Origin of the sequence: Pimelobacter sp. 30-1 (genome assembly GCF_018831735.1) — a bacterium.
In the GTDB taxonomy this organism is placed as follows: Bacteria; Actinomycetota; Actinomycetes; order Propionibacteriales; family Nocardioidaceae; genus Nocardioides.
Genome location: NZ_NHTS01000003.1, coordinates 118,392 through 144,049, shown reverse-complemented (window position 1 = coordinate 144,049; position 25,658 = coordinate 118,392). Strand labels below are relative to the sequence as shown.

At 73.0% G+C, this 25,658-nt stretch carries 23 protein-coding genes; 17 read left to right on the top strand and 6 right to left on the bottom strand.

Annotation, left to right across the window (positions count from 1 at the left end; genetic code table 11):
* Window positions 1-60 precede the first annotated feature (60 nt).
* The 6 genes from CCO04_RS05935 (at window position 61) to CCO04_RS05910 (ending at window position 6,796) form a co-directional block, all read left to right on the top strand.
* A complete protein-coding gene (locus CCO04_RS05935; RefSeq protein WP_215813201.1) occupies window positions 61-1,245 on the top strand; it encodes a thiolase family protein in 1,185 nt (394 codons plus the stop codon).
* Complete coding sequence (locus tag CCO04_RS05930; protein WP_215813200.1) at window positions 1,245-1,940, top strand: 3-oxoacid CoA-transferase subunit A; 696 nt, start codon at window positions 1,245-1,247, stop codon at window positions 1,938-1,940. Before CCO04_RS05935 ends, CCO04_RS05930 begins: the two co-directional genes overlap by 1 nt.
* Window positions 1,937-2,599: a 3-oxoacid CoA-transferase subunit B gene (locus CCO04_RS05925; RefSeq protein ID WP_215813199.1), complete on the top strand. Its 663-nt coding sequence runs from the start codon at window positions 1,937-1,939 to the stop codon at window positions 2,597-2,599. Before CCO04_RS05930 ends, CCO04_RS05925 begins: the two co-directional genes overlap by 4 nt.
* A 44-nt stretch (window positions 2,600-2,643) precedes the next feature.
* The gene (locus CCO04_RS05920) at window positions 2,644-3,627 is read left to right on the top strand and encodes a hypothetical protein (RefSeq protein WP_215813198.1); all 984 of its coding nucleotides are present in this window, start codon (window positions 2,644-2,646) and stop codon (window positions 3,625-3,627) included.
* 71 nt (window positions 3,628-3,698) lie between these two features.
* On the top strand, window positions 3,699-6,068 hold the full coding sequence (gene lon, locus CCO04_RS05915; RefSeq protein ID WP_215813197.1) for an endopeptidase La: 2,370 nt from the start codon (window positions 3,699-3,701) through the stop codon (window positions 6,066-6,068).
* A gap of 176 nt (window positions 6,069-6,244) precedes the next feature.
* Window positions 6,245-6,796: a Uma2 family endonuclease gene (locus CCO04_RS05910; protein ID WP_252372828.1), complete on the top strand. Its 552-nt coding sequence runs from the start codon at window positions 6,245-6,247 to the stop codon at window positions 6,794-6,796.
* Window positions 6,797-6,803: 7 nt separating this feature from the next.
* On the opposite strand, the gene CCO04_RS05905 is transcribed toward CCO04_RS05910, so the two are convergent.
* Together CCO04_RS05905 and CCO04_RS29480 are read right to left on the bottom strand one after the other, a co-directional pair.
* On the bottom strand, window positions 6,804-8,465 hold the full coding sequence (locus tag CCO04_RS05905; RefSeq protein WP_215813196.1) for a DNA repair helicase XPB: 1,662 nt from the start codon (window positions 8,463-8,465) through the stop codon (window positions 6,804-6,806).
* A 9-nt stretch (window positions 8,466-8,474) separates the two neighbouring features.
* Entirely contained in the window at window positions 8,475-10,550 is a 2,076-nt protein-coding gene (locus tag CCO04_RS29480; RefSeq protein WP_308281141.1) for a helicase-associated domain-containing protein, read from the bottom strand.
* 255 nt (window positions 10,551-10,805) lie between these two features.
* Here CCO04_RS29480 and CCO04_RS05895 point away from each other — a divergent pair, with 255 nt between their 5' ends.
* Genes CCO04_RS05895 through CCO04_RS05885 form a run of 3 tightly spaced genes read left to right on the top strand, consistent with a single transcriptional unit; the run spans window position 10,806 to window position 14,567 of the window.
* Window positions 10,806-11,645: a PP2C family serine/threonine-protein phosphatase gene (locus CCO04_RS05895; RefSeq protein ID WP_215813194.1), complete on the top strand. Its 840-nt coding sequence runs from the start codon at window positions 10,806-10,808 to the stop codon at window positions 11,643-11,645.
* Complete coding sequence (locus CCO04_RS05890; RefSeq protein WP_215813193.1) at window positions 11,642-13,306, top strand: hypothetical protein; 1,665 nt, start codon at window positions 11,642-11,644, stop codon at window positions 13,304-13,306. The genes CCO04_RS05895 and CCO04_RS05890 overlap by 4 nt, the downstream gene beginning before the upstream one ends.
* Window positions 13,307-13,346: 40 nt before the next feature.
* Window positions 13,347-14,567 (top strand): RDD family protein, encoded by a 1,221-nt coding sequence (locus CCO04_RS05885; protein ID WP_215813192.1) that lies wholly within the window; start codon window positions 13,347-13,349, stop codon window positions 14,565-14,567.
* 23 nt (window positions 14,568-14,590) lie between these two features.
* Here the strand turns inward: CCO04_RS05885 and CCO04_RS05880 are convergent, their stop codons facing one another.
* Window positions 14,591-15,190, bottom strand: coding sequence for a GNAT family N-acetyltransferase (locus CCO04_RS05880; protein WP_215813191.1), 600 nt, complete (start codon window positions 15,188-15,190; stop codon window positions 14,591-14,593).
* Window positions 15,191-15,270: 80 nt separating this feature from the next.
* Here CCO04_RS05880 and CCO04_RS05875 point away from each other — a divergent pair, with 80 nt between their 5' ends.
* Entirely contained in the window at window positions 15,271-15,666 is a 396-nt protein-coding gene (locus CCO04_RS05875) for a cold-shock protein (protein WP_038677262.1), read from the top strand.
* A 28-nt stretch (window positions 15,667-15,694) separates the two neighbouring features.
* Here the strand turns inward: CCO04_RS05875 and CCO04_RS05870 are convergent, their stop codons facing one another.
* Window positions 15,695-17,143, bottom strand: a complete 1,449-nt coding sequence (locus tag CCO04_RS05870; RefSeq protein ID WP_308281140.1) for an MFS transporter — start codon at window positions 17,141-17,143, stop codon at window positions 15,695-15,697.
* A gap of 86 nt (window positions 17,144-17,229) precedes the next feature.
* On the opposite strand from CCO04_RS05870, the gene CCO04_RS05865 reads away from it, so the two are divergent.
* A complete protein-coding gene (locus tag CCO04_RS05865; protein WP_308281139.1) occupies window positions 17,230-18,006 on the top strand; it encodes a DUF3027 domain-containing protein in 777 nt (258 codons plus the stop codon).
* Between the two features lie 160 nt (window positions 18,007-18,166).
* On the opposite strand, the gene CCO04_RS05860 is transcribed toward CCO04_RS05865, so the two are convergent.
* Both CCO04_RS05860 and CCO04_RS05855 read right to left on the bottom strand, forming a co-directional pair.
* Window positions 18,167-18,790 carry a bifunctional 2-polyprenyl-6-hydroxyphenol methylase/3-demethylubiquinol 3-O-methyltransferase UbiG gene (locus CCO04_RS05860; protein ID WP_215813189.1) on the bottom strand — a complete coding sequence of 208 codons (624 nt, stop codon included), beginning with the start codon at window positions 18,788-18,790 and terminating at the stop codon, window positions 18,167-18,169.
* Window positions 18,783-19,073, bottom strand: coding sequence for a DUF2530 domain-containing protein (locus tag CCO04_RS05855; protein WP_215813188.1), 291 nt, complete (start codon window positions 19,071-19,073; stop codon window positions 18,783-18,785). Before CCO04_RS05855 ends, CCO04_RS05860 begins: the two co-directional genes overlap by 8 nt.
* An 81-nt stretch (window positions 19,074-19,154) precedes the next feature.
* Between CCO04_RS05855 and CCO04_RS05850 the strand changes: the two genes are divergently transcribed.
* The 6 genes from CCO04_RS05850 (at window position 19,155) to fusA (ending at window position 25,615) form a co-directional block, all read left to right on the top strand.
* A complete protein-coding gene (locus tag CCO04_RS05850) occupies window positions 19,155-19,604 on the top strand; it encodes a MarR family winged helix-turn-helix transcriptional regulator (protein ID WP_252372827.1) in 450 nt (149 codons plus the stop codon).
* Window positions 19,605-19,649: 45 nt separating this feature from the next.
* Entirely contained in the window at window positions 19,650-20,888 is a 1,239-nt protein-coding gene (locus tag CCO04_RS05845) for an MFS transporter (protein ID WP_215813869.1), read from the top strand.
* Window positions 20,885-22,348: an NCS2 family permease gene (locus tag CCO04_RS05840; protein ID WP_215813186.1), complete on the top strand. Its 1,464-nt coding sequence runs from the start codon at window positions 20,885-20,887 to the stop codon at window positions 22,346-22,348. The genes CCO04_RS05845 and CCO04_RS05840 overlap by 4 nt, the downstream gene beginning before the upstream one ends.
* A gap of 225 nt (window positions 22,349-22,573) precedes the next feature.
* Complete coding sequence (rpsL, locus tag CCO04_RS05835) at window positions 22,574-22,948, top strand: 30S ribosomal protein S12 (protein WP_038677267.1); 375 nt, start codon at window positions 22,574-22,576, stop codon at window positions 22,946-22,948.
* Window position 22,949: 1 nt separating this feature from the next.
* Entirely contained in the window at window positions 22,950-23,420 is a 471-nt protein-coding gene (gene rpsG / locus CCO04_RS05830; protein WP_215813185.1) for a 30S ribosomal protein S7, read from the top strand.
* A gap of 80 nt (window positions 23,421-23,500) precedes the next feature.
* Window positions 23,501-25,615, top strand: coding sequence for an elongation factor G (gene fusA / locus CCO04_RS05825; protein ID WP_215813184.1), 2,115 nt, complete (start codon window positions 23,501-23,503; stop codon window positions 25,613-25,615).
* Window positions 25,616-25,658 lie beyond the last annotated feature (43 nt).

Sequence of the window (25,658 nt, the reverse complement as noted above, 5' to 3'; positions counted from 1 at the left end):
CTCAGATGGGTCCGATATTGATACTTCACAATATCAAGGCGGCCCCCTAGCGTCGGGACCGTGAGCGCCTACGTCTACACCGCGGTCCGCACGCCGTTCGGCAGGTTCAACGGCGGCCTGGCCGACCTCCGTCCCGACGACCTCGCCGCGCAGGTCGTCCGTGCCGCCCTGGCCCGGACGCCCGGCCTCGACCCGGCCGCGATCGGCGACGTCGTCTGGGGCAACGCCAACGGCGCCGGCGAGGACAACCGCAATGTCGGCCGGATGGCGGTCCTGCTGGCCGGTCTGCCCGTCAGCGTCCCCGCGACCACGGTCAATCGGCTCTGCGGATCCAGCCTGGACGCCGTCCTCGTCGGCTCGCGCACGATCGAGACCGGCGACGCCGACGTCGTCCTGACCGGCGGCGTCGAGTCGATGACCCGGGCACCCTGGGTGCTGCCCAAGCCGTCGCGGGCGTTCCCCGCGGGCGACGTCACGGCCGTCTCGACCGCCCTCGGCTGGCGCCTGGTCAACCCGGCGATGCCGCCGGAGTGGACCGTCAGCCTGGGCGAGGCGAACGAGCAGCTGCAGGAGCGGTTCGGCATCTCCCGCGAGCGGCAGGACGCCTTCGCCGCCCGCTCGCACCAGCGGGCCCACCAGGCCTGGGAGGACGGCTTCTACGACGACCTCGTGGTGCCCGTCGACGGCGTCGACCTGCCCCGGGACGAGAGCATCCGGGCCGGCAGCACGCCGGAGTCGCTGGCCGGCCTCAAGCCGGTCTTCCGCAAGGACGGCACCATCACCGCCGGCAACGCCTCGCCCCTGAGCGACGGCGCGTCCGCCGTCCTGCTCGGCTCGGCCGGTGCCGCGGACCTCATCGGCACCGACCCGGTCGCCCGCGTGGCGGGTCGCGGCGCCTCCGCGCTGGAGCCCCAGGCCTTCGGCTACGCCCCCGTCGAGGCCGCGAACCTGGCGCTCGCGCGGGCCGGCATCTCCTGGTCCGACGTCGGCGCGGTCGAGCTCAACGAGGCCTTCGCAGTGCAGTCCCTGGCCTGCGTCGACGCCTGGAAGATCGACCCCGAGATCGTCAACACCCGCGGCGGCGCGATCGCCCTCGGTCACCCCCTCGGTGCGTCCGGCGGCCGCATCGTCGGGACGCTCGCCCACGTGCTGCGCGAGCGCAACGAGCGCTGGGGCGTCGCGGCGATCTGCATCGGCGTCGGCCAGGGCCTCGCCGTCGTCCTCGAGAACGAGGGGGCCCGCTGATGGCGCGGACGTCGTTCCTCGACTCCGCGGACGAGGCCGTCGCCGGGATCGAGGACGGATCGACCGTCCTGGTGGGGGGATTCGGCCTCGCCGGCATGCCCTTCGACCTCATCGACGCCCTCATCCGCCAGGGCGCGACGGACCTGACGATCGTGTCCAACAACGCCGGCAACGGCGAGGTCGGCCTCGCCGCGCTCCTCCAGGCCGGCCGGGTGCGCAAGGTCGTCTGCTCCTTCCCGCGCCAGGCCGACTCCTACGTCTTCGACGAGCTCTACCTCGCCGGCCGGATCGAGCTGGAGGTCGTCCCCCAGGGCAACCTCGCCGAGCGGATGCGCGCCGCCGGCGCGGGGATCGGCGCCTTCTACAGCCCCACCGGCGTCGGCACGCCGCTCGCCCAGGGCAAGGAGCTGCGCGAGATCGACGGGCGCCCGTACCTGCTGGAGCACCCCATCAAGGGCGACTACGCGCTGATCTCCGCGCACCGCGCCGACCGGCTCGGCAACCTCGTCTACCGCAAGACCGCCCGGAACTTCGGGCCGGTGATGGCCGCCGCGGCCACGACCACGATCGTCCAGGTGACCGCCGTCGTACCGACGGGGGAGCTCGACCCCGAGGCCGTCGTCACCCCCTCCATCTACGTCGACCGCGTGGTCGCCGTCGAGGCCCGCCACTACACCGTCCAGGGAGCACGATGACCACCACCGAGCACCTCGACCGCGGCCCCCTCTCGATGGACGAGCTCGCCGAGGTCATCGCCCGCGACATCCCCGACGGCTCGTTCGTGAACCTCGGCATCGGCCAGCCCACCAAGATCGCCGACCACCTGCCCGCCGAGCGCGGCGTCGTCCTGCACACCGAGAACGGCATGCTCGGCATGGGCCCCGCGGCCCACGGCGACGAGGTGGACGCGGACCTGACCAACGCCGGCAAGGTGCCGGTCACCGAGCTGCCGGGGGCGTCGTACTTCCACCACGCGGACTCGTTCGCGATGATGCGCGGCGGCCACCTCGACGTCTGCGTGCTCGGCGCCTACCAGGTCGCCGGCAACGGCGACCTCGCCAACTGGCACACCGGCAAGCCCGGAGCGATCCCCGCCGTAGGTGGCGCGATGGACCTCGCCATCGGCGCCAAGGACGTCCTCGTGATGATGTCGCTCTTCGGCAAGGACGGCTCGCCCAAGCTCGTCCCGGCCTGCACCTACCCGCTCACCGGCGTGGGCTGCGTGAGCCGGGTCTACACCGACCACGGGGTGTTCGAGGTCGGCGGTGACGCGGTCGTCGTCCGGGAGACGTGGGGGATCAGCGTCGCGGACCTGCGCCGCCGGCTCGGCGTGCCGCTCGCGACCGCCGGCTGACCGGACGGTTTCCGGCACGGTCCCGAGGGGGTAGGGAGGACCCCATGCCGCGTGCTCCCCTCGCCACCGTGCTCACCCTGCTCGCGCTGGTCGGCGTCGCGTGCTCCGCGAACGACCCCGACCCGCGCCCGAGCGACCCCTCGGTGGGCGCGCCGGCCGACGACATCGCGGCGGTCGCGACGCGGTGCACCGACCTGCTCAACCGGCGCGATGCCGAGGTGTTCACCCGGGGCCGGGACGCCGCGCTGCGGGTCCTCACCCTGTCGTGGTCCGACGACCCGCCCGCGGACGACGTGCGCGCCGCCCTCCGCGCCGACCTCACCGCGGCCCGCGACGCCTTCGCCGCCGACCTCGACACCCTGCGCACGGGGCCGCAGCCGTCCGGCTGGGACGTCGTCCTCGCCCCGGTCGAGAACACGATCGCCGGCCTCGACACGCGGCTCGCCGCGGTCACGGCCGCCGCCTGGCCGCCGGCCGACCTCGCCCCGGGCCAGGCCTTCGCGGCCGCGTCCGACGACGACCTCGCCGCGGCCGGCCTGGCCGCCCTCGCCGGCCGCGACTGTGCCGTGCTCGCCAACGTCGCCGGACCCGACCCGGCCGCGCCGGCGTTCGCCGCGGCGGCGGCCAGCACGTGCCGCGCCATCGCCGACCGCCGTCGTACCTCGGGCTTCGCGGGCGCCGCGACCCGCACGCTCGACCTCGTCCTCGCCGTGCACCAGGGCAAGGCGGTCGCGCCGACCGACGACGATCGCGCCGCCGTCCGTGCCGTCCGGGACGAGTGGCAGCGCACCCACGACGACCTGGCCGCCGTACCGGCCGACGACCTGGTCGCGACCGAGGCGTGGGCGGCCGTCGTCGCGCTGGCGTCCGACCGGGTGGCGGGATTCGACCGGCGGGTGGCGGCACTCGACTCCGGCGACGCGGCCGAGATCGAGGCCGCCTTCGCCCCCCAGGCGCTCGGTGCGCCGGGCTGGGACTGGGCCGCGGTGGGCCTGGGCCAGCGGGACTGTCGGGCGCTACGGGCCTGAGCGCAGGAGTTCCCCGGTTCGCCGTTGGCGAACGCCGGAACACCGGGCCTCGGTAGGGCATTGATCGGTGCATGACGAACCCGATCCAGCTTCCGGTGCTGTTCCTCTCCGATGTGGTGGTGCTCCCCGGGATGGTGGTCCGGGTCGAGCTCGACGAGCCCGCCCGAGCCGCCATCGACGCCGCCCAGATCGCCGCTCGCGAGTCCGGTGAGACCGCCCAGGTCCTCGTCGCTCCTCGGCTCGAGGACCGCTACGCGTCGTACGGCGTCGTGGCCACGGTCGAGAAGGTCGGCCGGTTCTCCGGCGGCGCGCCCGCGGCCGTGCTCAAGGCCGGCGGCCGCGCGCGCATCGGCAGCGGTGTCACCGGTCCCGGCGCGGCCCTCTGGGTCGAGGTCGAGCCCGTCGAGGCCGACACGATCACCGACGAGGCGCGCACGCTGGCCGACGAGTACAAGTCGCTCGTGGTCGGCCTCCTCCAGCGCCGCGAGGCCTGGCAGGTCGCCGACACCGTCACCCGGATCGACGACCCCGCGACCCTGGCCGACACCGCGGGCTACGCCCCCTGGCTCTCCGACGACCGCAAGCGACAGCTGCTCGAGACGGCGGACGTCGTCGCCCGGCTGCGCCTGGTCGTCGAGTGGACCCGGGAGCACGTCGCCGAGTCCGAGGTCAGCGACAAGATCGACTCCGAGGTGCGCGAGTCGCTGGAGAAGTCGCAGCGCGAGTTCCTGCTGCGCCAGCAGCTCGCCGCCATCCGCAAGGAGCTCGGCGAGGGTGACCCCGACGGCGGCGACGACTACCGCAGCCGGATCGAGGCCGCCGACGTCCCGGACGCCGTCCGCGAGGCGCTGCTGCGCGAGGTCGACAAGCTGGAGCGCTCCAGCGACCAGAACCCCGAGGCCGGCTGGATCCGGACCTGGCTCGACACCGTCCTCGACCTGCCCTGGTCGGTGCGGACCGAGGACGACAACGACATCGCCGCGGCCCGGGCGGTGCTCGACGCCGACCACCACGGGCTCGACGAGGTCAAGGACCGGATCACTGAGTACCTGGCCGTCCGCGCGCGCCGTGCTGAGCGCGGGCTCGAGGTCGTCGGCGGACGCGGCTCGGGCGCCGTCGTCCTGCTGGCGGGGCCTCCGGGCGTCGGCAAGACCTCGCTCGGCGAGTCGGTCGCGCGGTCCCTGGGCCGTGAGTTCGTGCGCGTCGCCCTCGGCGGCGTCCGCGACGAGGCCGAGATCCGCGGTCACCGCCGGACGTACGTCGGCGCGCTGCCCGGCCGCATCGTCCGCGCGATCAAGGAGGCCGGCTCGATGAACCCGGTCGTCCTCCTCGACGAGGTCGACAAGGTCGGCTCGGACTACCGCGGCGACCCCGCGGCGGCCCTGCTCGAGGTCCTCGACCCCGCGCAGAACCACACCTTCCGCGACCACTACCTCGAGCTCGACCTGGACCTGTCCGACGTGCTGTTCATCGCCACGGCGAACGACGTCGGCGCCATCCCGGCGGCCCTGCTCGACCGCATGGAGCTGGTCTCGATCGACGGCTACACCGAGGAGGACAAGGTCGCCATCGCCCGCGACTTCCTGGTCCCGCGCCAGCTCGAGCGGGCCGCGCTGTCGGCCGACGAGGTGACCATCACCGACGAGGCGCTGCGCGAGATCGCGGCGAACTACACCCGCGAGGCCGGCGTACGCCAGGTCGAGCGGCTGCTCGCCAAGGCGTTCCGCAAGGCGACCGCGCAGCTCGCGTCGGGTGCGGCCGACCGCGTCGACATCGGCGTCGACCAGCTCAAGGACCTCATCGGGCGGCCACGGTTCACCCCCGACGTCGAGGAGCGGACCTCGGTGCCCGGTGTCGCCACCGGCCTCGCGGTCACCGGCATGGGCGGCGACGTGCTCTACGTCGAGACCTCCGTCGCCTCCGGCGAGGCGGGGCTCACCGTCACCGGCCAGCTCGGCGACGTGATGAAGGAGTCCGCGCGGATCGCGCTCTCGTGGGTGCGCTCGCACGCCGCCGAGCTGGGCATCCCGGCCGCTGCCTTCGAGCAGTCGATCCACGTGCACTTCCCGGCGGGCGCCGTACCCAAGGACGGGCCGTCGGCCGGCGTCACCATGGTCACCGCATTGGTCTCGCTGCTCACCGGTCGCCCGGTGCGCTCCGACATCGCGATGACCGGCGAGGTCACGCTGTCCGGTCGGGTGCTCCCGATCGGCGGGGTGAAGCAGAAGCTCCTCGCCGCCCAGCGGGCGGGCGTGGCCGAGGTGTTCATCCCCGAGCGCAACCGGCCCGACCTGGACGACGTCCCGGCCGAGATCCTCGAGCAGCTCACCGTCACGCCGGTCGGCGTGGTCACCGAGATCCTCGAGCGGGCGCTGGTCACCACCGCGGCCGCGGACACGACCGCGACTACCGACGCGGTTCCGGGGCACCAAGCGGCCTGAGCCGCCTGAGCCGCCGCCCCTTCCGTCCCCCTCCCACCGGAGAAGGCCACCTGTCATCCACAGGTGGCCTTCTCCGTGTGCGGTCTCCACAGGCGCCGCGGTCCCGTTCGGCCTCATCGACGATCCGCGACAGCCTCGCTCCATGGACCTTCAAACGCTCCCGAGAGTGAGGCAACATGACCACCATGGCCGCCCGTTCGACCCCGATGCTCACCCGCGACGACCTCGACCGGATGCCCGACGACGGCAACCGGTACGAGCTGATCGAGGGTGAGATCGTCGTGTCCGCTGCCCCGATCCCGCGCCACCAGATCGCCGCGACCCGGCTGATCCTCACCCTCGGCGCGGCCTGTCCCGACCACCTGGAGGTCTCGCACGCGCCCTTCGACGTGGTGCTCGGCCGCCACACCGTCGTCCAGCCCGACGTCTTGGTGCTCGATCCCGAGGCACTCGACGACCGCGGTCTGGCCGGCCCACCGCTGCTGGCCGTCGAGGTGCTCTCCCCGAGCACCCGACACCGCGACCTCGGCCTCAAGAAGCGCGTCTACGAGCGGGCCGGCGTCGCGGCCTACTGGGTCGTCGACGTCGCGGGCGACCAGGCCACGCTGACCGCGTGGGACCTCCGCGACGGCGCCTACGTCGCCGCCGCGGCGGTCGCGGGCGACGAGGAGTGGACCGCGCGGGTCCCCTTCGAGGTCGCGGTCGCCCCTGGCAGGCTCCGACGCTGAGCCGGGCTCAGCGGCCGGCGAGCTCGTCCCCGGCGTCGACGATCCGATAGGCGTAGCCCTGCTCGGCCAGGAACCGCTGCCGGTTCTGGGCGAACTCGGCGTCGACGGTGTCGCGCGCGACGATCGTGTAGAAGTGCGCGATCTTCCGCTCGCCGTCGGGCCCGGGCTCCCCGGGGCGCAGCAGCCGGCCGAGGCGCTGGGCCTCCTCCTGGCGGGAGCCGAACGACCCCGACACCTGGATGGCGACCTCAGCGGTCGGCAGGTCGATGGAGAAGTTCGCGACCTTCGACACCACGAGCAGCCCGAGCTCGCCCGAGCGGAAGGCGTCGAAGAGCCGCTGGCGCTCCTTGACCGAGGTCTGCCCGGTGATCACCGGAGCGTCGAGGGCGGCCGCGAGCTCGTCGAGCTGCTCCAGGTACTGGCCGATCACCAAGGTGGGCTGCCCGGCGTGGCGGGTCACGAGGTCGCGCACGACGCCGACCTTCTCGGGGGTGCAGGCCGCGAGGCGGTAGCGCTCCTCGGGCTCGGCGGTCGCATAGGTCATCCGCGAGGCGTCGGGGAGCGAGACCCGTACCTCGATGCAGTCGGCGGGGGCGATCCAGCCCTGGGCCTCGATGTCCTTCCACGGGGCGTCGTACCGCTTGGGGCCGATGAGCGAGAACACGTCGCCCTCGCGGCCGTCCTCGCGGACCAGCGTGGCGGTCAGGCCGATCCGGCGGCGGGCCTGGAGGTCGGCGGTCATCCGGAAGATCGGAGCAGGGAGGAGGTGCACCTCGTCGTACACGATGAGGCCCCAGTCGCGGGCGTCGAACAGCTCGAGGTGCGGATAGACGCCCTTCCGCTTGGTCGTGATGACCTGGTACGTCGCGATGGTGACCGGCCGGATCTCCTTGACCGTGCCGGAGTACTCGCCGATCTCGTCGGGCGTCAGCGACGTCCGGCGGACCAGCTCGTCCTTCCACTGCCGGGCGCTCACCGTGTTGGTCACCAGGATCAGCGTGGTCGCCTGGGCGTGGGCCATCGCGGCCGCGCCGACCAGCGTCTTGCCGGCCCCGCAGGGCAGGACGACGACGCCCGAGCCGCCGTGCCAGAACGACTCGGCCGCGTCGCGCTGGTAGTCGCGCAGCGTCCAGCCGTCCTCGGCGAGGTCGATCTGGTGGGCCTCGCCGTCGACGTAGCCGGCGTAGTCCTCGGCTGGCCAGCCCAGCTTGAGCAGCGCCTGCTTGAGGTTGCCGCGCTCCGAGGGATGGACCGCGACCGTGTCGTCGTCGATCCGGCTGCCGAGCATGCCGGCGATCTTCTTGGCGCGCAGGACCTCCTCGAGCACGGGACGGTCCGTCGAGGCGAGGACGAGGCCGTGCGTGGGGTGCTTCTCCAGGCGGAGCCGGCCGTAGCGGGCCATCGTCTCGGCGACGTCGACGAGCAGCGCGTGCGGCACGGGGTAGCGCGAGAAGGCGAGCAGGGTGTCGACCACCTGCTCGGCGTCGTGACCGGCGGCGCGGGCGTTCCAGAGCCCCAGCGGGGTGAGCCGGTAGGTGTGGATGTGCTCGGGGGAGCGCTCCAGCTCGGCGAAGGGCGCGATCGCCTTGCGGCACTCGGCGGCTTGAGGGTGGTCCACCTCGAGGAGCAGGGACTTGTCCGACTGCACGATCAGGGGTCCGTCGGTCACCGCACGAGTCTACGTGCCGGTCGGCACCACCCGGTTGATGCGGTGCACCGCGTAGCGCCGCTCGGCATCGAGGTCATCGGCGTCGGCGTCCGCGTCGCGGGCGGTGAGCTGACCGCCCTCGACGGTCAGCGGGAGGATCGCGCGCTCGGCGACGACGCCCTGGTTGTCGGTGAACCCGATGAGGACTGTGCCCCGGCGCTCGATCGCGTCGCGCAGGGCCGAGAGCACCCCGCCTCCGGGCAGGGACGCCGAGGCGGGCCGGTTGCGGGCGGCCTCGTCACCTTCACGCAGCGTCTGCACGGCGGCCACCACCTGGGCCGACTGCCGGGCGGCGGCGCGGGCGGCGTCGGTGGCCTCGCGGGTGCGCGGGCTGCGGGCCCGGAGGGCCTCGGCGGCGCCCACCCGAACCACACCGTCGGGTCCCTCGACGACGGGGGCGGCGCCGAGCTCGCGCAGCCGGGGGAGGAGGACGTCGATCGGCACGGTCGAGACCAGGACGGTCGGCGCGATCCGCTGGAGGCCGAGCCCGGCGGCCTTGGGGTGGTTCTCGAGCGCGGCGAGCGCGGCCTCGTCCTCGGAGCGGACGAACGACGAGGCGACGCCGACGCGGAGTCGGCCGAAGCTGCGCACCACGTCGTCGATCAGGTAGCTCAGCGGCTGGGGGATCGGTGTCCGGGACGCGGCGAGGACGAACGCGTGCAGCTCGGCCGCGGTCCAGCCGGCGTCGAGCGCCCGTCGTACGGAGTCGGGGGTGAAGCGGTAGACGGTCGCCGCGCCGTGCGACTCCACGTCGGCGACCTGCTGGAGCTGCCGGGCGAGGTCGGGCTCGAGCGGGCCGGGGGCGACGGCGGTGAGGTCGGCCTGGACGAGCACGTGGTCGACGGGCGGGGGCAGCAGCTCGGCCAGGGCCGGTGCGGGGTCGGCGCCGGCGAGCAGTGGTGCGGCGTACGGCGCCAGGGTCTCGGCGCCGGTGATGCCGAGGACCGCCGCCTCGGCGACCGCCCACGCGACGAGGTCGGGCCGGGTGCGGGGCCGGCGGGGGCGCTCCCAGGCGAGCCGGGTGACGAGCGAGGGCAGCCCGGTCCCGGCGGCGAGCCCGTGGCCCTCGGGCAGGTCCGCGAGCGCGGCGAGGGCCATCGCCTTGGCCTCCGGCATCCCGGCCGCGGACAGCTCGGGGGTCAGCGCGTTCCAGGGCTTCTGGTCCGGGCCGCGCTCGCCGACCAGCGACGGCAGCCGGGGGCTGGTCAGCCAGGCCTGGGCCAGGCGCGCCCAGCGCTCGGCGGTCGGCAGCTCGCGCCAGCGGTCGAACTCGGTGGTCGGGACCCAGACCTGGTTGCCGTCGGCGTCCGCGCGGGTCCCGAGGAGGCCGGCCTCGCTGGCGACCTCGATCACCAGGGCGGCCTCGCTCTCGCTCACCTGGAGGTGGGCGGCGGTGGCGCGCAGCTCGCGTACGCCGAGCCCGGTCGTGCGCAGGGCGGCGGCGGGGCGGTGGCCCCACCACTCGAGCAGCAGCTCGGTACGTCGTACGACGTCGGTGGCGGCGCCGGCCGCCGCGCTGAGGGTGAGCCGGGACGGGCGCTCGGCCGAGGCCACGGCCGGGACGACGTCGACCGGCTCGGTCGTCGTACGGCCTCCGCGCAGGGCGAGCCCGACCTCGCCCGGGACGACCAGCAGACCGGGCAGCAGCGAGCCGCCCGGGACGAGCAGCCGGAGCGCGATGAGCAGCTCGGCGGGCGTCTCGGCGTCCTCGGGAGCCAGGCCGATCCGGGCGCTGCCGGACTTCGCCGTGCCGCCCTCGTCGACGACGTGGTCGAGCAGCTTGCGGGCGCCCTCGGGCAGGCCCGCGATGGCCGCCGCGATCTCCTCGGGCGCTCGCGGGGTGGCGGTGCGCGGCCGGATCCCGCTGACCCCGGCGTCCCGGCCGCCGATGAGGGCGTCGGAGATCCCGCTGAGCGGGCGCAGGCCCTCCGGGGTGTCCCAGGCGAGCGCGAGGTCGCGCAGCCGGGTCAGCACCGCGGCGGCGTACCCGGGCTCGGCATGGACGATCTCGACGAGTTCCGGATCGGTGGTTTGGCCGGCCACCACGAGGGCATCTAGCACCGAAAGCTCGCCTCGGGTGAGGCCGTCGAGCGCGCGAGCGATCGAGCTCCTCACCGCGGCGCGCGAAGCGAGTTGTCCGAAGTCGTGAGGGGCAGGGGTGGCCAGGTCGGGACGTTCCGTGAGCAGGCGTCGGATCCGCTCATCCGGCCACGACCTCAGCTGGTCGGCCAGTGACCGGTGTCCGCTCGGGCCTGCTCCCACGGGGACCACGCTACCGACGCGGTCAGGGCCGCGTGCCGCATGACCCACGTCGAGCTCCACCACGGGGCCGCCACGGACGTCGGACTCGTCCGCCAGGCCAACGAGGACGCCTACCTCGCGGCCCCGCCCGTCTTCGTCGTCGCCGACGGCATGGGCGGTCACGATCGCGGTGACATCGCGAGCGCCTTCGTCGTCGAGGAGTTCGCCCGCCTCGCCGAGGGCCGCTACGACCTCGAGCGCGGGACCGCCGTCGTCGACGCCACGCTCCAGGCCGTCCAGGACCGTCTCCTCGCCTACGACGCCGAGCAGCGCGCGGCCGGCGCGGGCGAGGGCTTCGCCGCCGGTACGACGGCCGTGATCGCCCTCCTCGTCGAGTCCGCCGACGGCCCCCGCTGGCTGCTCGCCAACGTCGGCGACTCCCGGATCTACCGCTTCTCCGAGGGCGAGCTCGAACAGGTCAGCGTCGACCACAGCGTCGTCCAGGAGCTCGTCGACGCCGGCCGCCTCACCCCGGCCGCCGCTGCCGTCCACCCCAGCCGCAATGTCGTCACCCGCGCCCTCGGCGGCGCCGCGATGCCCAGCAACGTCAGCGGCGCGGCCGACTACTTCCTGCTGCCCCTCTCCGCGGTCGAGCGCCTCGTCCTGTGCTCCGACGGCGTCAGCGGCATGGTCGACGACGCCGCCCTGGCCGCGATCCTCGCCCGCCACGACGACCCCCGCGACGCCGCCGACGCCCTCGTCGCCGCGGCCGTCGCCGCCGGGGGACACGACAACGCGACTGCCGTCGTGGTGGATGTGGTGGGATTGGCGCACGAAGATCCGTACGACTCGGCCGCCCAGCGGATGAGTCTGGAGCAGAAGTTGGGAGCACTCCCATGAGCGAGAACGCCAGCGCCGACGCCACCAGCGCCACCGGCGCCACCAGTGCCGCCGGAGCCTGGTCCTACCGCGCGGGCTCCTGGCTCGCCGTGTTCGGCACCAACGCCGCGATCGTCCTGCCGGCCTCCCAGAAGGACCAGGTGGTCGGCCTCTGGGCGACCGTCGACGGAGGCGCCGGCTTCGACGAGGTCCTCGACGGCCTCCTCGCCGCGGGCCTGAGCCGGATCCCCGGCTTCGTCCTGGTCAGCACCAGCACCGACGGCCCCACCCGCTTCCTCCTGCGCGGCACGGGCGTCGTCGCCACCGTCGCCTCCGGAGGCTCGGGCGAGACCGTGACCGTCGACGGCGCCGCCAGCCACACCTGGGTCGAGCGCACCGTCGAGGACGTCACCGGCCTCACCATCACCCTGCCGCCCGAGTCCGAGGACGCCGCCGCCCCGTCGGACGTGGACTTCGCCATCGACACCGGCCTGGTCCGGGTCGGCCGGATCGACCGCCCCTCGGCCGTCGCGGTCGGTACGCCCGCCGCCGCGCCGCCCCTGGCCGAGCCCGAGGTTGTGGCCGAAGCTGCACCCGAGGCTGTACCCGAGGCTGTACCCGAGGTCGCCCCCGAGGTCGAGCCCGAGGTCGCCCCGGAGGTCGCGGCTGACGCTGCCATCGACGCGGGCGCGGACGACGGCCCGGTCACCGAGGTCCTCGAGATCGTCGACGACGAGCCGGTCGCCGCCGCGGCGGCTGCTGCTGTTGATGTCGACCCTGAGGCCGATCCGCTGACTGACCCGCTCCCGGTCGTGTCCGACGAGCCCGACCAGCTCGGCCAGCCCGAGCCCGCGCCGGAGCCCGCGCCGGAGCCCGCGCCGGAGCCCGAGCCCGCCCCCGACGGCTGGGTCACCCCCTGGAGCGAGCCGGGCGCCGAGCCCAGTCCGCTGGACGAGCCGCCGACGCCGTCCGTACCGCCGCTGGGAGTCGGCGGGGCCACCGAGGTCGCGCCGCCGGGGTGGATCCCGCCCCCGCCGCCCGGCGTACCGGGGTCGGTGCCGCCGGTTCCTCCGGTGCCGCCCGCGCCGCCGATCCCGCCCGTGCCTGTCCCCTCCGACGTCCCCGATGTCCCCGACCTCCCGGACGCGCCGGACGCCCCCGACGCCCCGCCGCTGCCGATCGGCTCCTGGGAGCCGGTCACCGGTTCCTACCCGCCGCCCCCGGCTCCGGGGGTGGAGCACGACGGCCACACCGTGGCCGGTGGCGGTGAGCCGCCGGCGCCGCCCGTACCGGGGATCCCCGGGCAGCCGCAGGTACCGGCCGTGACCCAGCCGGTCGCCAAGCTGCTCGTGTCCGACGGTCAGACGATCGTGGTCGACCGGGCGGTGCTGATCGGGCGGGCTCCGGAGGCGCGGCGGTTCACCTCGACCGAGCAGCCGACGCTGGTGACGGTGCCGAGCCGGTTGCACGAGATCTCGTCGACGCACGTGGAGGTACGGCCCGGTACCGGCGCCGACCTCGGTACGGCGGTCGTGACCGACATGGGTTCGACCAACGGCACCGTGCTGGTCCAGCCCGGGCTCGGGCCCGAGGACCTCAAGCCGGGAATCGCGGTCCAGCTCATCCCGGGCGCGATCATCAACCTCGGCGACGGGGTCACCATCCAGGTGACCCGTCCCTGACCTGACCGACCCACCACCCTCGCCGCTCGGAGCGCCCCGCATGTCGTCCCTCGCCCCACCGCCCGTCGCCGCCGGCTCCGGCCTCGGCGGCGGACCCGGCACGGGCCGCGTCGTCCTGGACCCGCCGGCCGAGATGGATCGGCGGTTCACCGCCTTCCTCGTCGACCGCGTGCTCGGGTGGGGACTGGCGGCCGCGGCCGCCGCGGGGGCCTGGCTGCTGAGCGAACGGGTGCTCGTCGCGGCGCTGGCGTTCGCCGGGGTGCTGGTGCTGGTGGGGCTGGTCCTCGCCCTCGCCCTCGGTACGACGGGGCGCACGCCCGGCAAGGCGCTCGCCGGCCTCCGGGTGGTCCGGCAGAGCACCGGGCGTCCGATCGGGGTGCCGGCGGCGCTCGGGCGGGCGATCGTGCTCGGGGTGGCCGGACTGCCGACGGTCGGCCTCGGCTGGGCGACCCTCGCCTGGACCGCCGCCATGGACCCGGACGGACGCCGCCGCGCGCTCCACGACCGGATCGGCGACGCGGTCGTGGTCGACGCCCGCCCGCGTCCGGTCCCGGTCGACGTCGACGAGGTCGCCGCCCGGCCGCAGCAGGTCGTCAACCTCACCGCGATGCGGCTGCTGCCGGCGCCGGTCCTGGACACCCCGACCCCGACGCCGACACCGACGCCCACGCCGACCTCCGTGCCGGTCCCAGCCCCGGCCCCAGCCGCAGCCCCGGTCCCGGCTCCGGCGCCGACTCCAGCGGCGGCCCCGAACCCGACCCCGACCCCGCCCCCGGCGCCCGCCCTGCCCACGCCCCCCGGAGCCCACCGCGCACCCCCGCCCGGAGCCCCCGGAGCCCCGATCGCCGAGCAGACCCGCGTCCGCCCCCGAGCCGGCGACCCCGCCGCGCAGACCCCGGCCGCCGCCGCGGCCCAGGCCCCGGCGCCGGTGCTGCGCTGGCGGGTGGAGTTCGACACCGGCGAGGCGTTCGAGGTCGAGGGCCTGGCGCTGGTCGGCCGGCGTCCCGAGGCGCGTCCGGGTGAGCCGGTGCGGCACGTGGTGCCGCTGCGGTCCAGCGACATGTCGCTGTCCAAGACCCACGCCCAGTTCCAGGTGGCGCCCGACGGCGCGCTGGTGGTGATGGATCGCGGCTCGACCAACGGCTCCTACGTCGTGCGCCAGGGCATGTCGCGCTCGCTGACCCCGGGCCGGCCGAGCACGCTGCTGGCCGGCGACGTGGTGCGCTTCGGCGACCGCAGCATGAAGGTCGAGCGGGCCTAGGCCTAGTGCCTAGGGCGCGCGCCCTAGCGCCCCGCCTCCCACTCTCGCCGGAGCAGGCCGTAGACGGCCGTGTCGCTCCACCCGCCGGCGCGCTCGGCGTAGTCCTCGCGGGTGTGCGCCTCGAACGTCATCCCGAGCCGCTCGCACAGCCGCGCCGAAGCCAGGTTGCGCGGGTCCAGCTGGGCCATCAGGCGGTGCAGCGGGTAGTGGGTGAAGGCGAGGTCGACGAGGGCTGCGGCGGACTCGGTGGCGAACCCCCGCCCGGCGTACGCCGGCGCGAACACCCAGCCCAGCTCGGCGATCGAGGGCGAGGACTCGGGGGAGTGCGCGGTGGTGAGCCGGAGCATCAGGTCGCCGACGAGGACGCCCTCGTGCTCGACGGCCAGGGCGAGGATCTCGCCGGTCGCCGAGGGAGCGGTGCCGGCGACGAGGCGCTCCATGCGGGTGCTGAGCCCGTCCTCGTCGAGGGCGGGGAAGGGCAGGTAGCGGGTCACCTCGGGGTCGGCGCAGTAGGCGCCGATGGCGGCGCGGTCGTCGGGACGGACCAGCCGGAGCACCAGGCGCTCGGTCCGGATCGGCAGGGACGGGGCCGGCAGCACCGGCGGCATCAATTCGGTTGCCACGATCGTGAGAATAGGTGGCGATGCGGCATGTCCTACGATGTGCCGTTCCCGATGACGACACGAGAGGTGGGCCGAGAGCCGTGCCTACTGGCAAGGTCAAGTGGTACGACGCGGAGAAGGGCTTCGGCTTCCTCTCCCAGCCCGACGGGGCTGACGTCTACGTGCGCGCTGACGCGCTCCCCGAGGGCGTGACCACCCTCAAGGCGGGGACCCGGGTCGAGTTCGGCATCGCCCAGGGACGCCGGGGCGACCAGGCCCTCCAGGTCCGCCTCGTCGACGCCCCCGCGTCGGTCTCGCGCAACCAGAAGGAGGCGCGCCGCAAGAAGCCGGAGGAGATGGTCCCGATCGTCGAGGACCTGATCCGCCTGCTCGACGGCGTGGGGGAGGCCTACCGCCACGGTCGCCACCCCGACCGCCGTACGGCGCAGCCGGTGGCGATGCTGCTGCGCGCGCTCGCCGACGAGCTCGAGGGCTGAGCCTGCGCGGCGCGCGGCGGGAGCCGGATCAGCCGCCGGTCGTGACCGGCGGCGCCGGCTCCTTCTTGCGTCGCGTCGGCGAGGTGCGCAGCACGAAGACGGCCCATGCCGTCAGCAGGACGGCCGCGAAGCCGAGCCCGACGCCGTTGATCGCGGGGTAGGACAGGATCACGCCGAGGAAGCCGCCGATCACCCACGCCAGCTGGAGCGTGGTGTCGCCCTTGGCGAACGCGCTGGCGTGGGCGCGCACCGGTACGCCGGACTGGATGGTGGAGTCGAGGGAGACCTTGGCGAGGTACTGCATGAGGCCCACGGTCAGTCCGAGCACGAGCAGCGGCAGCAGGCTGTAGAGCACCGTCGCGAACACCAACGCCGCGATGTCGGCGATCAGCGCGACGACCACCATCACGGCCGGGTTGATCTTGCGGGCGAGCGAGGCGACGACGATCCCGAGGGTGTTGCCGAGACCGGCGGCACCGATCACCAGGCCGACCAGGATGGTCGACTTGGTCTTGGTCTCCCAGCCGTCGAGCGGCTCGGTGGCCAGCACGAAGGTCATGAACATGGTCAGGAAGCCGGACAGCAGCCGAGGTCCGCAGTTGGCGCGCAGCGCGAAGGCGACCTTCGGGGGGAGTCCGCTGCTGCGGCGCTTGCCGTCGGCCCGCGGGGCGTCGACGGACTCCTCGCCCTGGGTCGCGTCGATCCGGGTGGGCAGCAGGATCGCGGCGACCGTACCGAGGGTGAAGACGACGAACGCGTAGCGGCAGGCCCACTCCGGGCCGATCCAGAACGCCAGGCCCGCGAGCGGTCCGGACACGCAGGCGCCGACCACGCCGGCGAGCGCCACCCGGCCGTTGGCCTTGACCAGGGTGATCTCGGGCGGCACGAGACGGGGCACGGCGGCGGCCTTGGCCACGCCGTAGGCCTTGGAGGAGACGAGGACGCCGAGCGCGGCGACGTAGAACCAGGGCGAGCCGCTGGCGAGGGTCCCGGCCAGCACCCAGCACAGGAACGCGCGCAGCGCGAAGGTCGCGCCGATCGCCCAGCGGCGACCGTGGCTGAACCGGTCGAGGAAGGGGCCGATCAGGGGCGCGACGACCGCGAACGGGACCATCGTGAGGCCGAGGAACAGCAGCACCGGGCCGCGCTCGCCGCTCGTCGCGCCCGCGAAGAAGACAGTGCCGGCCAGCGCGATCGCGAAGGCCGAGTCGCCCGCGGCGTTGGCGGCGTGCAGCTCGATCAGCCGGTTGAGGCCCGACCGGTCGGCTCCCTGGGCGCCGGCGGCCTTGCGCGCCGTACGTACGGTCGCCTTGCTCGCGCGCCCGGTCACCCGGGCCACGCCCTTGACCCCGCGCGCGGTCGCCTTGGCGGCGCGGACCGATCCGGTCTCGGACGTCGGCTCGGTGGTCGGATCGGTGCCCGGCAGTGGACCGGATGGCGCCCCCGGATGGCGCGGGTCGGGTCCGTTGCTGCTCACCCGTCCTATCTTGCCTGGTGGGCCCGACAGGTGCCGCGCGCCGCCCCGACGTGACGACCGTCGCCCCGATGGGGGATGCTGTGCCCGTGTCCACCCTCGAGCGCAAGCTGACCGACGCCGTCATCGCCGACGCCATCGACACGGCGCGCACGGCGCTGCTCGACGAGGTCGACGCCTCCGACGTGGGCGAGCACCTCGGTCACCAGACCGACGGCCTGCGCGTGGTCACCCACCTGTTCGACTGCAGCCGCAAGGGCTACCTCGGCTGGCAGTGGGCGGTCACGCTGACCCGCGCCTCGCGCCAGAAGAAGGTCACCGTCGTCGAGGTCGTGCTGCTGCCCGGCCCGGAGGCGATCGTGGCCCCCGCCTGGGTGCCCTACCGCGACCGGCTCCAGCCCGGCGACATGTCGCCCGGCGACCTGCTGCCCGTCGCCGACGACGACGCGCGGCTCGTGCCGACGTACTCCTTCGGGGACGACCCGCTCGACACCGACGACAAGGCCCAGATCCGCACGGTCGCCAAGGACCTCGGCCTGGGCCGGGTCCGGGTGCTCTCGCCCGAGGGCCGCGACGCCGCCGCCGAGCGCTGGTACGACGGCGAGCCGGGCCCCGACGCGCCCATCGCCAAGGCCGCGCCGCACCACTGCCACTCCTGCGGCTTCCTGGTCCGCCTGTCCGGACCGCTCTCCGAGCTGTTCGGCGTCTGCGCCAACGGCGACGCCAACGACGACGGCCGGGTCGTGGCCCACCAGCACGGGTGCGGCGGCCACTCCGAGGTCCGGCTGACCAAGCGCCAGCAGCCGCAGCCGCCGGCCCCGCCGGTCATCGACACCGTGTCCCTGGACGACCTCGAGACCTTCTGAGTCGACGGGCGGTCGAGACCGGATCGGGTCGCGGCCGTCCGGCGACCAGCGGGTCGGCGCGTGGAACGGCGCCTCCCTCCGCTTCGGTCGCTCGTGCCTCGCTCCCTCGGGCTCCGGGCCGGCTTCGTCCCACCGCGACCGACGCGCGGCGCACGCGGCCTCAGCCCCGCGCGAGCACCCAGACGGCGTACTGGTCGTCGACCGGGCGCAGGTCGTACCCGCCGAACCGGTGGTCGACCCGCAGCCCCGCCGCGGTGACGTCCGCGGCGAACTCGTCGGGCGGGTAGGAGCGGGCCGTCGCCGGGCCGCCCTGGAGGTGGAAGCCGGCGAGGATCCGGCCGCCAGGGGCGGTCAGTGAGCCGAGGCGCTCGAGCACGGCCACCTCGGTGCCCTCGGCGAGGAACGCCAGCACGTTGCCGACGCAGACCACGAGGTCGTACTCGGTCGGGACGCCCGCGTCGGTGAGCGCCTCGGGGGTGAGCGCGAGGATCTCGAGGGGGACGACCGTCAGCCCCGGATAGGTACGCCGCGACTGCGCCACGAGCGTGGCGTCGGGCTCGGCCGCGGTGACCCTGTGACCGCAGGCGTCGAGGTAGCCGCCGATGCGGCCCATGCCGGAGCCGGCGTCGAGGATCCGGGCGCCCCGGCCGACGAGCGCGTCCGCGAGCCGGCCCTCGCCGACGACGTCCTCGCCCTGGGCGATGAGGTCGGCGAAGCGCTCGCCGTAGCCGGTGTTCCGCGCTCCGCCGAGGGCCCAGCGGGTCGGGGGGAGCGAGTCAGGCATCGTCGGTGGCGCGCTCGGCGCGGACCTGGCGGCGGCGCTTGCAGTACTCGATGCCGAGCACGCCGAGGCCGACGCCGGTCAGGCACATCCAGAGCAGCCAGGTGTGGCCGTCGTCCTGGAGCCGGCCGTAGAACGGCAGCAGGCCGACGAAGGCGAGGAAGAACAGCGCGGTGCCGACCTGGACCGTCCGCACGCCGTCGACGTCGAGGGGCTCGACGGGCGCGATCAGGTAGGTGCGCTTGCCGAACTCGTGCTGGGTCGGCTGGTCGTCGCGGAGCTCCACACCGCGATCGTACGACGGCCGGCCGGGCCCGGCGAGGTCCACCGGGAATAGTTACCTCAGGTAATGACTTATGCTAACGATATGCCGACCCTCGAGAAGCACGTGCGCAGCAATGCGGGGCTCGCCACCGAGCTCCGCTTCGCGGTGATGCGCCTGCGCCGCCGGCTGTTCCGCGAGCGGCACCCCGACAACGACCTCAGCGTCTCGTCGATGGCGGTGCTCTACGCGCTCAACCGGCACGGCGACCTCACGGTCGGTGCGCTCGCGGGCCGCGAGCAGGTGCAGCCGCCGAGCATGACCCGGACGGTCACCACGCTGGCCGACGCCGAGCTGGTCGAGCGGCACGCGCACCCGAGCGACGGCCGCCAGGTCGTCGTACGGATCACCGACGAGGGACGCGCGGTCGTCGCGGCCGACGTCACCCGCCGCGACCGCTGGCTCTCCAAGCGCCTGGCCGACCTGACCCCCGAGGAGCGCGACGTCCTGCGCCGCGCGGCCCCGATCCTGCAACGGCTCGCCGAAGCCGACTAGCCGACCGACCCCGAAGGAGTCCCCACGAGCCCCCGATTCCGCTCCCTGGCCCACCCGAACTACCGCCTCTACTTCGCCGGCAGCCTGATCTCCAACGTCGGCACCTGGATGCAGCGCGTCGCCCAGGACTGGCTGGTCCTCACCATCCCCGGCAACGGCGGTGCCGCGCTCGGCATCACCACCGGCCTGCAGTTCCTCCCGGTCCTCCTCCTCTCGCCGTACGCCGGCGTGGTCGCGGACCGCTTCTCCAAGCGCCGCCTGCTCCAGGTCACCCAGGCCGTGATGGCGCTCTCCGCGCTCCTGCTCGGCGTGATCGCCGCGACCGGCTCGGCGCAGACCTGGCACGTCTACGTGATCGCGTTCGTCTTCGGCATCGGCGCCGCCTTCGACGCGCCCGCCCGGCAGGCGTTCGTGTCCGAGATGGTCGGCACCGACGACGTCGCCAACGCGGTCAGCCTCAACTCCGCGGCGTTCAACTCCGCCCGGCTGATCGGCCCCGGCCTGGCCGGCCTGCTCATCGGCGTCGGCGGGGGCGGGATGCGGGCCACCGGCTGGGTGATCCTGGCCAACGCTGTGTCCTACCTGGCCGTGATCTACCAGCTGCGCCGGATGGACCCGGCCGAGCTGCACTCCCCGAAGGCCGCCGCGCGCACCCCGGGGATGCTGCGCGAGGGTGTCGCCTACCTGCGCGGCCAGCCCAAGATGCTGATGATCCTGGTGCTCGTCTTCTTCGTCGGCACGTTCGGCATGAACTTCCAGATCACCTCCGCGCTGATGGCGACCGAGGAGTTCGGCAAGGGCGCCGAGGAGTACGGGATCCTCGGCTCGTTCCTCGCGATCGGCTCGCTGACCGGTGCGCTGGTCGCCGCCGGGCGCTCCCAGGTCCGGCTGCGGCTCCTGGTGGGGGCGGCGGTCGTCTTCGGTGTGCTGGAGGTCGTGGCGGGGCTCGTGCCGTCGTACCTGACCTTCGTGCTGGTATGCCCGCTGCTCGGCTTCTCGGTGATCACGGTGCTCAACTCGTGCAACGCGCTGCTCCAGATCGAGTCGGCGCCGGCGCTGCGCGGCCGGGTGATGGCGATCTACATGACCATCGTCATGGGCGGCACGCCGCTGGGCGCCCCGTTCATCGGCTGGGTCGGCGAGCAGTACGGCGCCCGTTGGACCCTGATCCTCGGCGGGCTGCTCGTCCTGGTCGGCGTCGGGCTCGCGGTGCTGGTGCTCCGGTCCCGCAGCGCGACCACCCTGCGGACCACGGAGCCGCGTGCTGCCATGCTTCCGTCGTGAGCTCGGCCGAATTCAACAGCGTCAGCACCCACCCGATCAGTCGCTACTTCAAGATCAACGAGCGCGGCTCGACGATCGGGCGCGAGGTCCGTGGCGGTGTTGTCACGTTCTTCACGATGGCCTACATCGTGGTGCTCAACCCGCTGATCCTCGGCTACGCGACCGACATCGACGGCAAGTACCTCGGTGGCGGCAGCGCCCCGAACCTCCCCGCGATCGCCGCCGGCACCGCGCTGGTCGCGGGCGTGGTCACGATCCTGATGGGCGTCGTCGCCAACTACCCGCTGGCGCTGGCCACGGGGCTCGGGCTCAACGCCTTCCTCGCCCTCGCGGTGGCCGGGCAGATGACCTGGTCCGACGCGATGGGCCTGGTGGTGATCGAGGGTGTGCTCATCCTCGTGCTCGTCCTCACCGGCTTCCGTACGGCGGTCTTCCGCGCCGTCCCCGCCCAGCTCAAGGTCGCGATCTCGGTCGGCATCGGCCTCTTCATCGCGCTCATCGGCTTCGTCGACGCGGGTGTCGTGGGCCGGATGCCCGACGCCGCCAAGACGACCGTCCCGGTCCAGCTCGGCGCCGACGGGCACCTCGATGGCTGGCCCGTGCTGGTGTTCATCGTCGGCCTGCTGCTCATGCTCGCGCTGTGGGTGCGCCAGGTGCGCGGCGCCATCCTGATCTCGATCATCGTGATGACCGTCGGCTCGGTGATCCTCGAGTCGTTCGCCGACCTCGGCAGCCGTGCCGAGCAGGCCGGCGGCTGGTCGCTGACCGTCCCGGCCTGGCCCGACGACCTGTTCCAGGCACCCGACTTCGGCACGCTGGGTCAGTTCAACCTGCTCGGCTCGTGGGACAAGGTCGGCGTCGTCACCGTCCTGCTCCTGGTCTTCTCGCTGATGCTCGCCGACTTCTTCGACACCATGGGCACGATGACCGCCATCGGCTCCGAGGCCGGCCTGCTCCAGGAGGACGGCACCCCGCCGCACACCGAGCGGATCCTCGTCATCGACTCCGTCGCCGCGATCGCGGGCGGTGCGGGCGGTGTCTCGTCCAACACCTCCTACATCGAGTCGGCCTCGGGTGTGGGGGAGGGGGCCCGGACCGGCCTCGCCTCGGTGGTCACCGGCCTGCTGTTCCTGGTGACGATCTTCCTCTCGCCGTTCGTGGCGATGATCCCGTCGGAGGCCGCCGTCCCGGCGCTGGTGCTGGTCGGCTTCCTGATGATGCAGCAGATCACCGGCATCGCCTGGAATGACGTCGAGATCGCGATCCCGGCGTTCCTGACCATCGTGCTGATGCCCTACACGTACTCGATCTCGGTGGGCATCGGCGCCGGCTTCGTGGCCTACGTCTTCCTCAAGATCGTGCGCGGCAAGGCCCGCGAGCTGCACCCGCTGCTGTGGGTCGTGGCGGGGCTGTTCGTCGTCTACTTCGCGATCGAGCCGATCACCCGGCTGCTGACCTGAGCACCCGGCGGCCGGGAGCGTGCGGTCGGCATTTTGACCCGCCTTTGACCGGCCGGTAATCTCGAATCCCGTGTCTGGGGTGCCCCGGCACGTCGAGCATGCCCTGCGAGGCGCACCGGTTCCCGGCCGCCCCTCCAGGGATCGCACCGGCACTATCGCAGCAAGCAGGATCCCGAGCCCGGCAAGTCGCCGAGCCGTGAGAAAAAACCGAAAGGGAACCACCAGGTGCCCACCATCAATCAGTTGGTCCGCAAGGGCCGCCAGGACAAGGTGTCGAAGACCAAGACGCCTGCCCTGAAGGGTTCGCCCCAGCGTCGCGGTGTGTGCACCCGCGTCTACACCACCACCCCCAAGAAGCCGAACTCCGCCCTGCGCAAGGTCGCCCGTGTGCGCCTGTCCAGCGGCGTCGAGGTCACCGCCTACATCCCGGGTGAGGGTCACAACCTCCAGGAGCACTCGATCGTGCTCGTCCGCGGCGGTCGTGTGAAGGACCTCCCCGGTGTTCGCTACAAGGTCATCCGCGGCGCTCTGGACACCCAGGCCGTGAAGAACCGTAAGCAGGCTCGCAGCCGCTACGGCGCCAAGAAGGAGAAGAGCTGACATGCCGCGCAAGGGCCCCGCGCCGAAGCGGCCGATCGACGTCGACCCGGTCTACGGGTCGCAGCTGGTGAGCCAGCTCGTGTCGAAGGTGCTGCAGGACGGCAAGAAGCAGGTCGCGCAGCGCATCGTCTACGGCGCGCTCGAAGGCACCCGCGAGAAGACCGGCACCGACCCGGTCATCACCCTCAAGCGCGCGCTGGACAACGTCCGTCCCGCGATCGAGGTCAAGTCCCGCCGCGTCGGTGGCGCGACCTACCAGGTCCCGATCGAGGTCAAGGGCACGCGTGGCACCACGCTCGCGCTGCGCTGGCTCGTGGGCTACGCATCCGACCGTCGTGAGAAGACGATGGCCGAGCGCCTGCAGAACGAGATCCTCGACGCCGCCAACGGCCTCGGTGCCGCGGTGAAGAAGCGCGAGGACACGCACAAGATGGCCGAGTCCAACAAGGCCTTCGCTCACTACCGCTGGTGACTTCGTCGGAGCGGGCCCGCACACGCGGCGCTCGCTCCGGCACACCGGTTCCAACCCGAACCTAAGGAACGCTGACTCACGTGGCAGTCGACATCACGACGGACCTGAACGTCGTCCGCAACATCGGCATCATGGCGCACATCGACGCCGGCAAGACCACCACCACCGAGCGCATCCTGTTCTACACCGGCATCACCTACAAGATCGGTGAGGTCCACGACGGCGGCGCCACGATGGACTGGATGGAGCAGGAGCAGGAGCGCGGCATCACCATCACGTCGGCCGCGACGACCTGTTGGTGGAAGAAGCACCAGATCAACATCATCGACACCCCCGGCCACGTGGACTTCACGGCCGAGGTCGAGCGCTCGCTGCGCGTCCTCGACGGCGCCGTCGCGGTGTTCGACGGTGTCGCGGGCGTCGAGCCCCAGACGATGACGGTGTGGCGCCAGGCCAACAAGTACTCCGTGCCCCGGATGTGCTTCGTCAACAAGCTCGACCGCACCGGCGCGGACTTCTTCCGCTGCGTCGACATGATCGTCGAGCGCCTCAACTCCACCCCGCTGGTCATGCAGCTCCCGATCGGTGCCGAGTCCGACTTCATCGGCGTCGTCGACCTGGTCGAGATGAACGCCAAGGTGTGGCGCGGCGAGACCACCATGGGTGAGGACTACGTCGTCGAGGAGATCCCCGCGGACCTGGCCGACAAGGCCGCCGAGTACCGCGAGAAGCTCGTCGAGACCCTCGCCGAGGCCGACGACGACATCATGGAGGTCTACCTCGAGGACGGCGACACGTTCGACGTGCCGACCCTCAAGGCCGCCATCCGTCGCGCGACCCTCGCCGACAAGCTCAACCCGGTCCTGTGCGGCACCGCGTTCAAGAACAAGGGCGTCCAGCCCCTGCTCGACGCGGTCATCGACTACCTCCCCTCGCCGCTCGACATCGACGCCATCGTCGGTCACGACCCGCGCGACGAGGAGAAGGCGATCAGCCGCAAGCCCTCCGACGACGAGCCGTTCTCGGGCCTGGCCTACAAGATCGCCTCCGACCCGCACCTGGGCAAGTTGATCTACGTCCGGGTCTACTCGGGCAAGCTCGAGGCCGGCTCGACCGTGGTCAACTCGGTCAACGGCCGCAAGGAGCGGATCGGCAAGGTCTACCAGATGCACGCCAACAAGCGCGAGGAGATCGCGTCGGTCGGTGCTGGTCAGATCGTCGCGGTCATGGGTCTCAAGGACACCAAGACCGGCCACACGCTGAGCGACCCGAGCAACCAGGTCGTCCTCGAGTCGATGACGTTCCCGGCCCCGGTGATCGAGGTCGCCATCGAGCCGAAGACCAAGAGCGACCAGGAGAAGCTCGGCACCGCCATCCAGCGGCTCTCCGAGGAGGACCCGACCTTCGTCGTCAAGACCGACGAGGAGACCGGCCAGACCATCATCGCCGGCATGGGCGAGCTCCACCTGGAGATCCTCGTCGACCGGATGAAGCGCGAGTTCAAGGTCGAGGCCACCGTCGGCAAGCCGCAGGTCGCCTACCGCGAGACCATCCGCGGCACCGTCGAGAACCACAGCTACACCCACAAGAAGCAGACCGGTGGCTCGGGTCAGTTCGCGAAGGTCGTCATCTCGATCGCGCCGAACATCGACCCCGAGACCGGTCTGGGTGCGGGCTACGAGTTCGTCAACAACGTGTCCGGTGGTCGCGTGCCGAAGGAGTACATCCCCTCGGTCGACCAGGGTGGCCAGGAGGCCATGGAGTTCGGTGTCCTGGCGGGCTACCCGATGGTGGACGTGAAGTTCACCCTCGAGGACGGCGCGTACCACGACGTCGACTCGTCCGAGCTCGCGTTCAAGATCGCCGGCATCCAGTCGTTCAAGGAGGCTGCCCGCAAGGCGCGGCCGTGCCTCCTCGAGCCGATGTTCGCCGTCGAGGTCACCACCCCCGAGAGCTTCCTCGGTACGGTCATCGGTGACATCAACAGCCGTCGCGGCCAGATCCGCGCGCAGGAGGAGCGTCACGGCGACATCGTCGTGTCGTCCCTCGTGCCGCTGTCCGAGATGTTCGGGTACGTTGGCGACCTGAGGTCCAAGACCTCCGGCCAGGCGTCGTACTCGATGGAGTTCGACTCGTACGCCGAGGTTCCCACGAACATCGCCGACGAGATCATCAAGAAGGCGCGCGGCGAGTAATCGTCGCAGACCCTCGGCGCACCACCCCTTTGTACGAGTCAAG

Bases quoted from the DNA above. Each gene is read 5' to 3' on its own strand.
- CCO04_RS05920 (WP_215813198.1), top strand. From the start codon at position 2,644: ATGCCGCGTGCTCCCCTCGCCACCGTGCTCACCCTGCTCGCGCTGGTC.
- CCO04_RS05890 (WP_215813193.1), top strand. From the start codon at position 11,642: ATGAGCGAGAACGCCAGCGCCGACGCCACCAGCGCCACCGGCGCCACC.
- CCO04_RS05930 (WP_215813200.1), top strand. From the start codon at position 1,245: ATGGCGCGGACGTCGTTCCTCGACTCCGCGGACGAGGCCGTCGCCGGG.
- CCO04_RS05885 (WP_215813192.1), top strand. From the start codon at position 13,347: ATGTCGTCCCTCGCCCCACCGCCCGTCGCCGCCGGCTCCGGCCTCGGC.
- CCO04_RS05925 (WP_215813199.1), top strand. From the start codon at position 1,937: ATGACCACCACCGAGCACCTCGACCGCGGCCCCCTCTCGATGGACGAG.
- CCO04_RS05860 (WP_215813189.1), bottom strand. From the start codon at position 18,790: ATGCCTGACTCGCTCCCCCCGACCCGCTGGGCCCTCGGCGGAGCGCGG.
- CCO04_RS05910 (WP_252372828.1), top strand. From the start codon at position 6,245: ATGACCACCATGGCCGCCCGTTCGACCCCGATGCTCACCCGCGACGAC.
- CCO04_RS05895 (WP_215813194.1), top strand. From the start codon at position 10,806: ATGACCCACGTCGAGCTCCACCACGGGGCCGCCACGGACGTCGGACTC.
- lon (WP_215813197.1), top strand. From the start codon at position 3,699: ATGACGAACCCGATCCAGCTTCCGGTGCTGTTCCTCTCCGATGTGGTG.
- rpsG (WP_215813185.1), top strand. From the start codon at position 22,950: ATGCCGCGCAAGGGCCCCGCGCCGAAGCGGCCGATCGACGTCGACCCG.
- CCO04_RS05850 (WP_252372827.1), top strand. From the start codon at position 19,155: ATGCCGACCCTCGAGAAGCACGTGCGCAGCAATGCGGGGCTCGCCACC.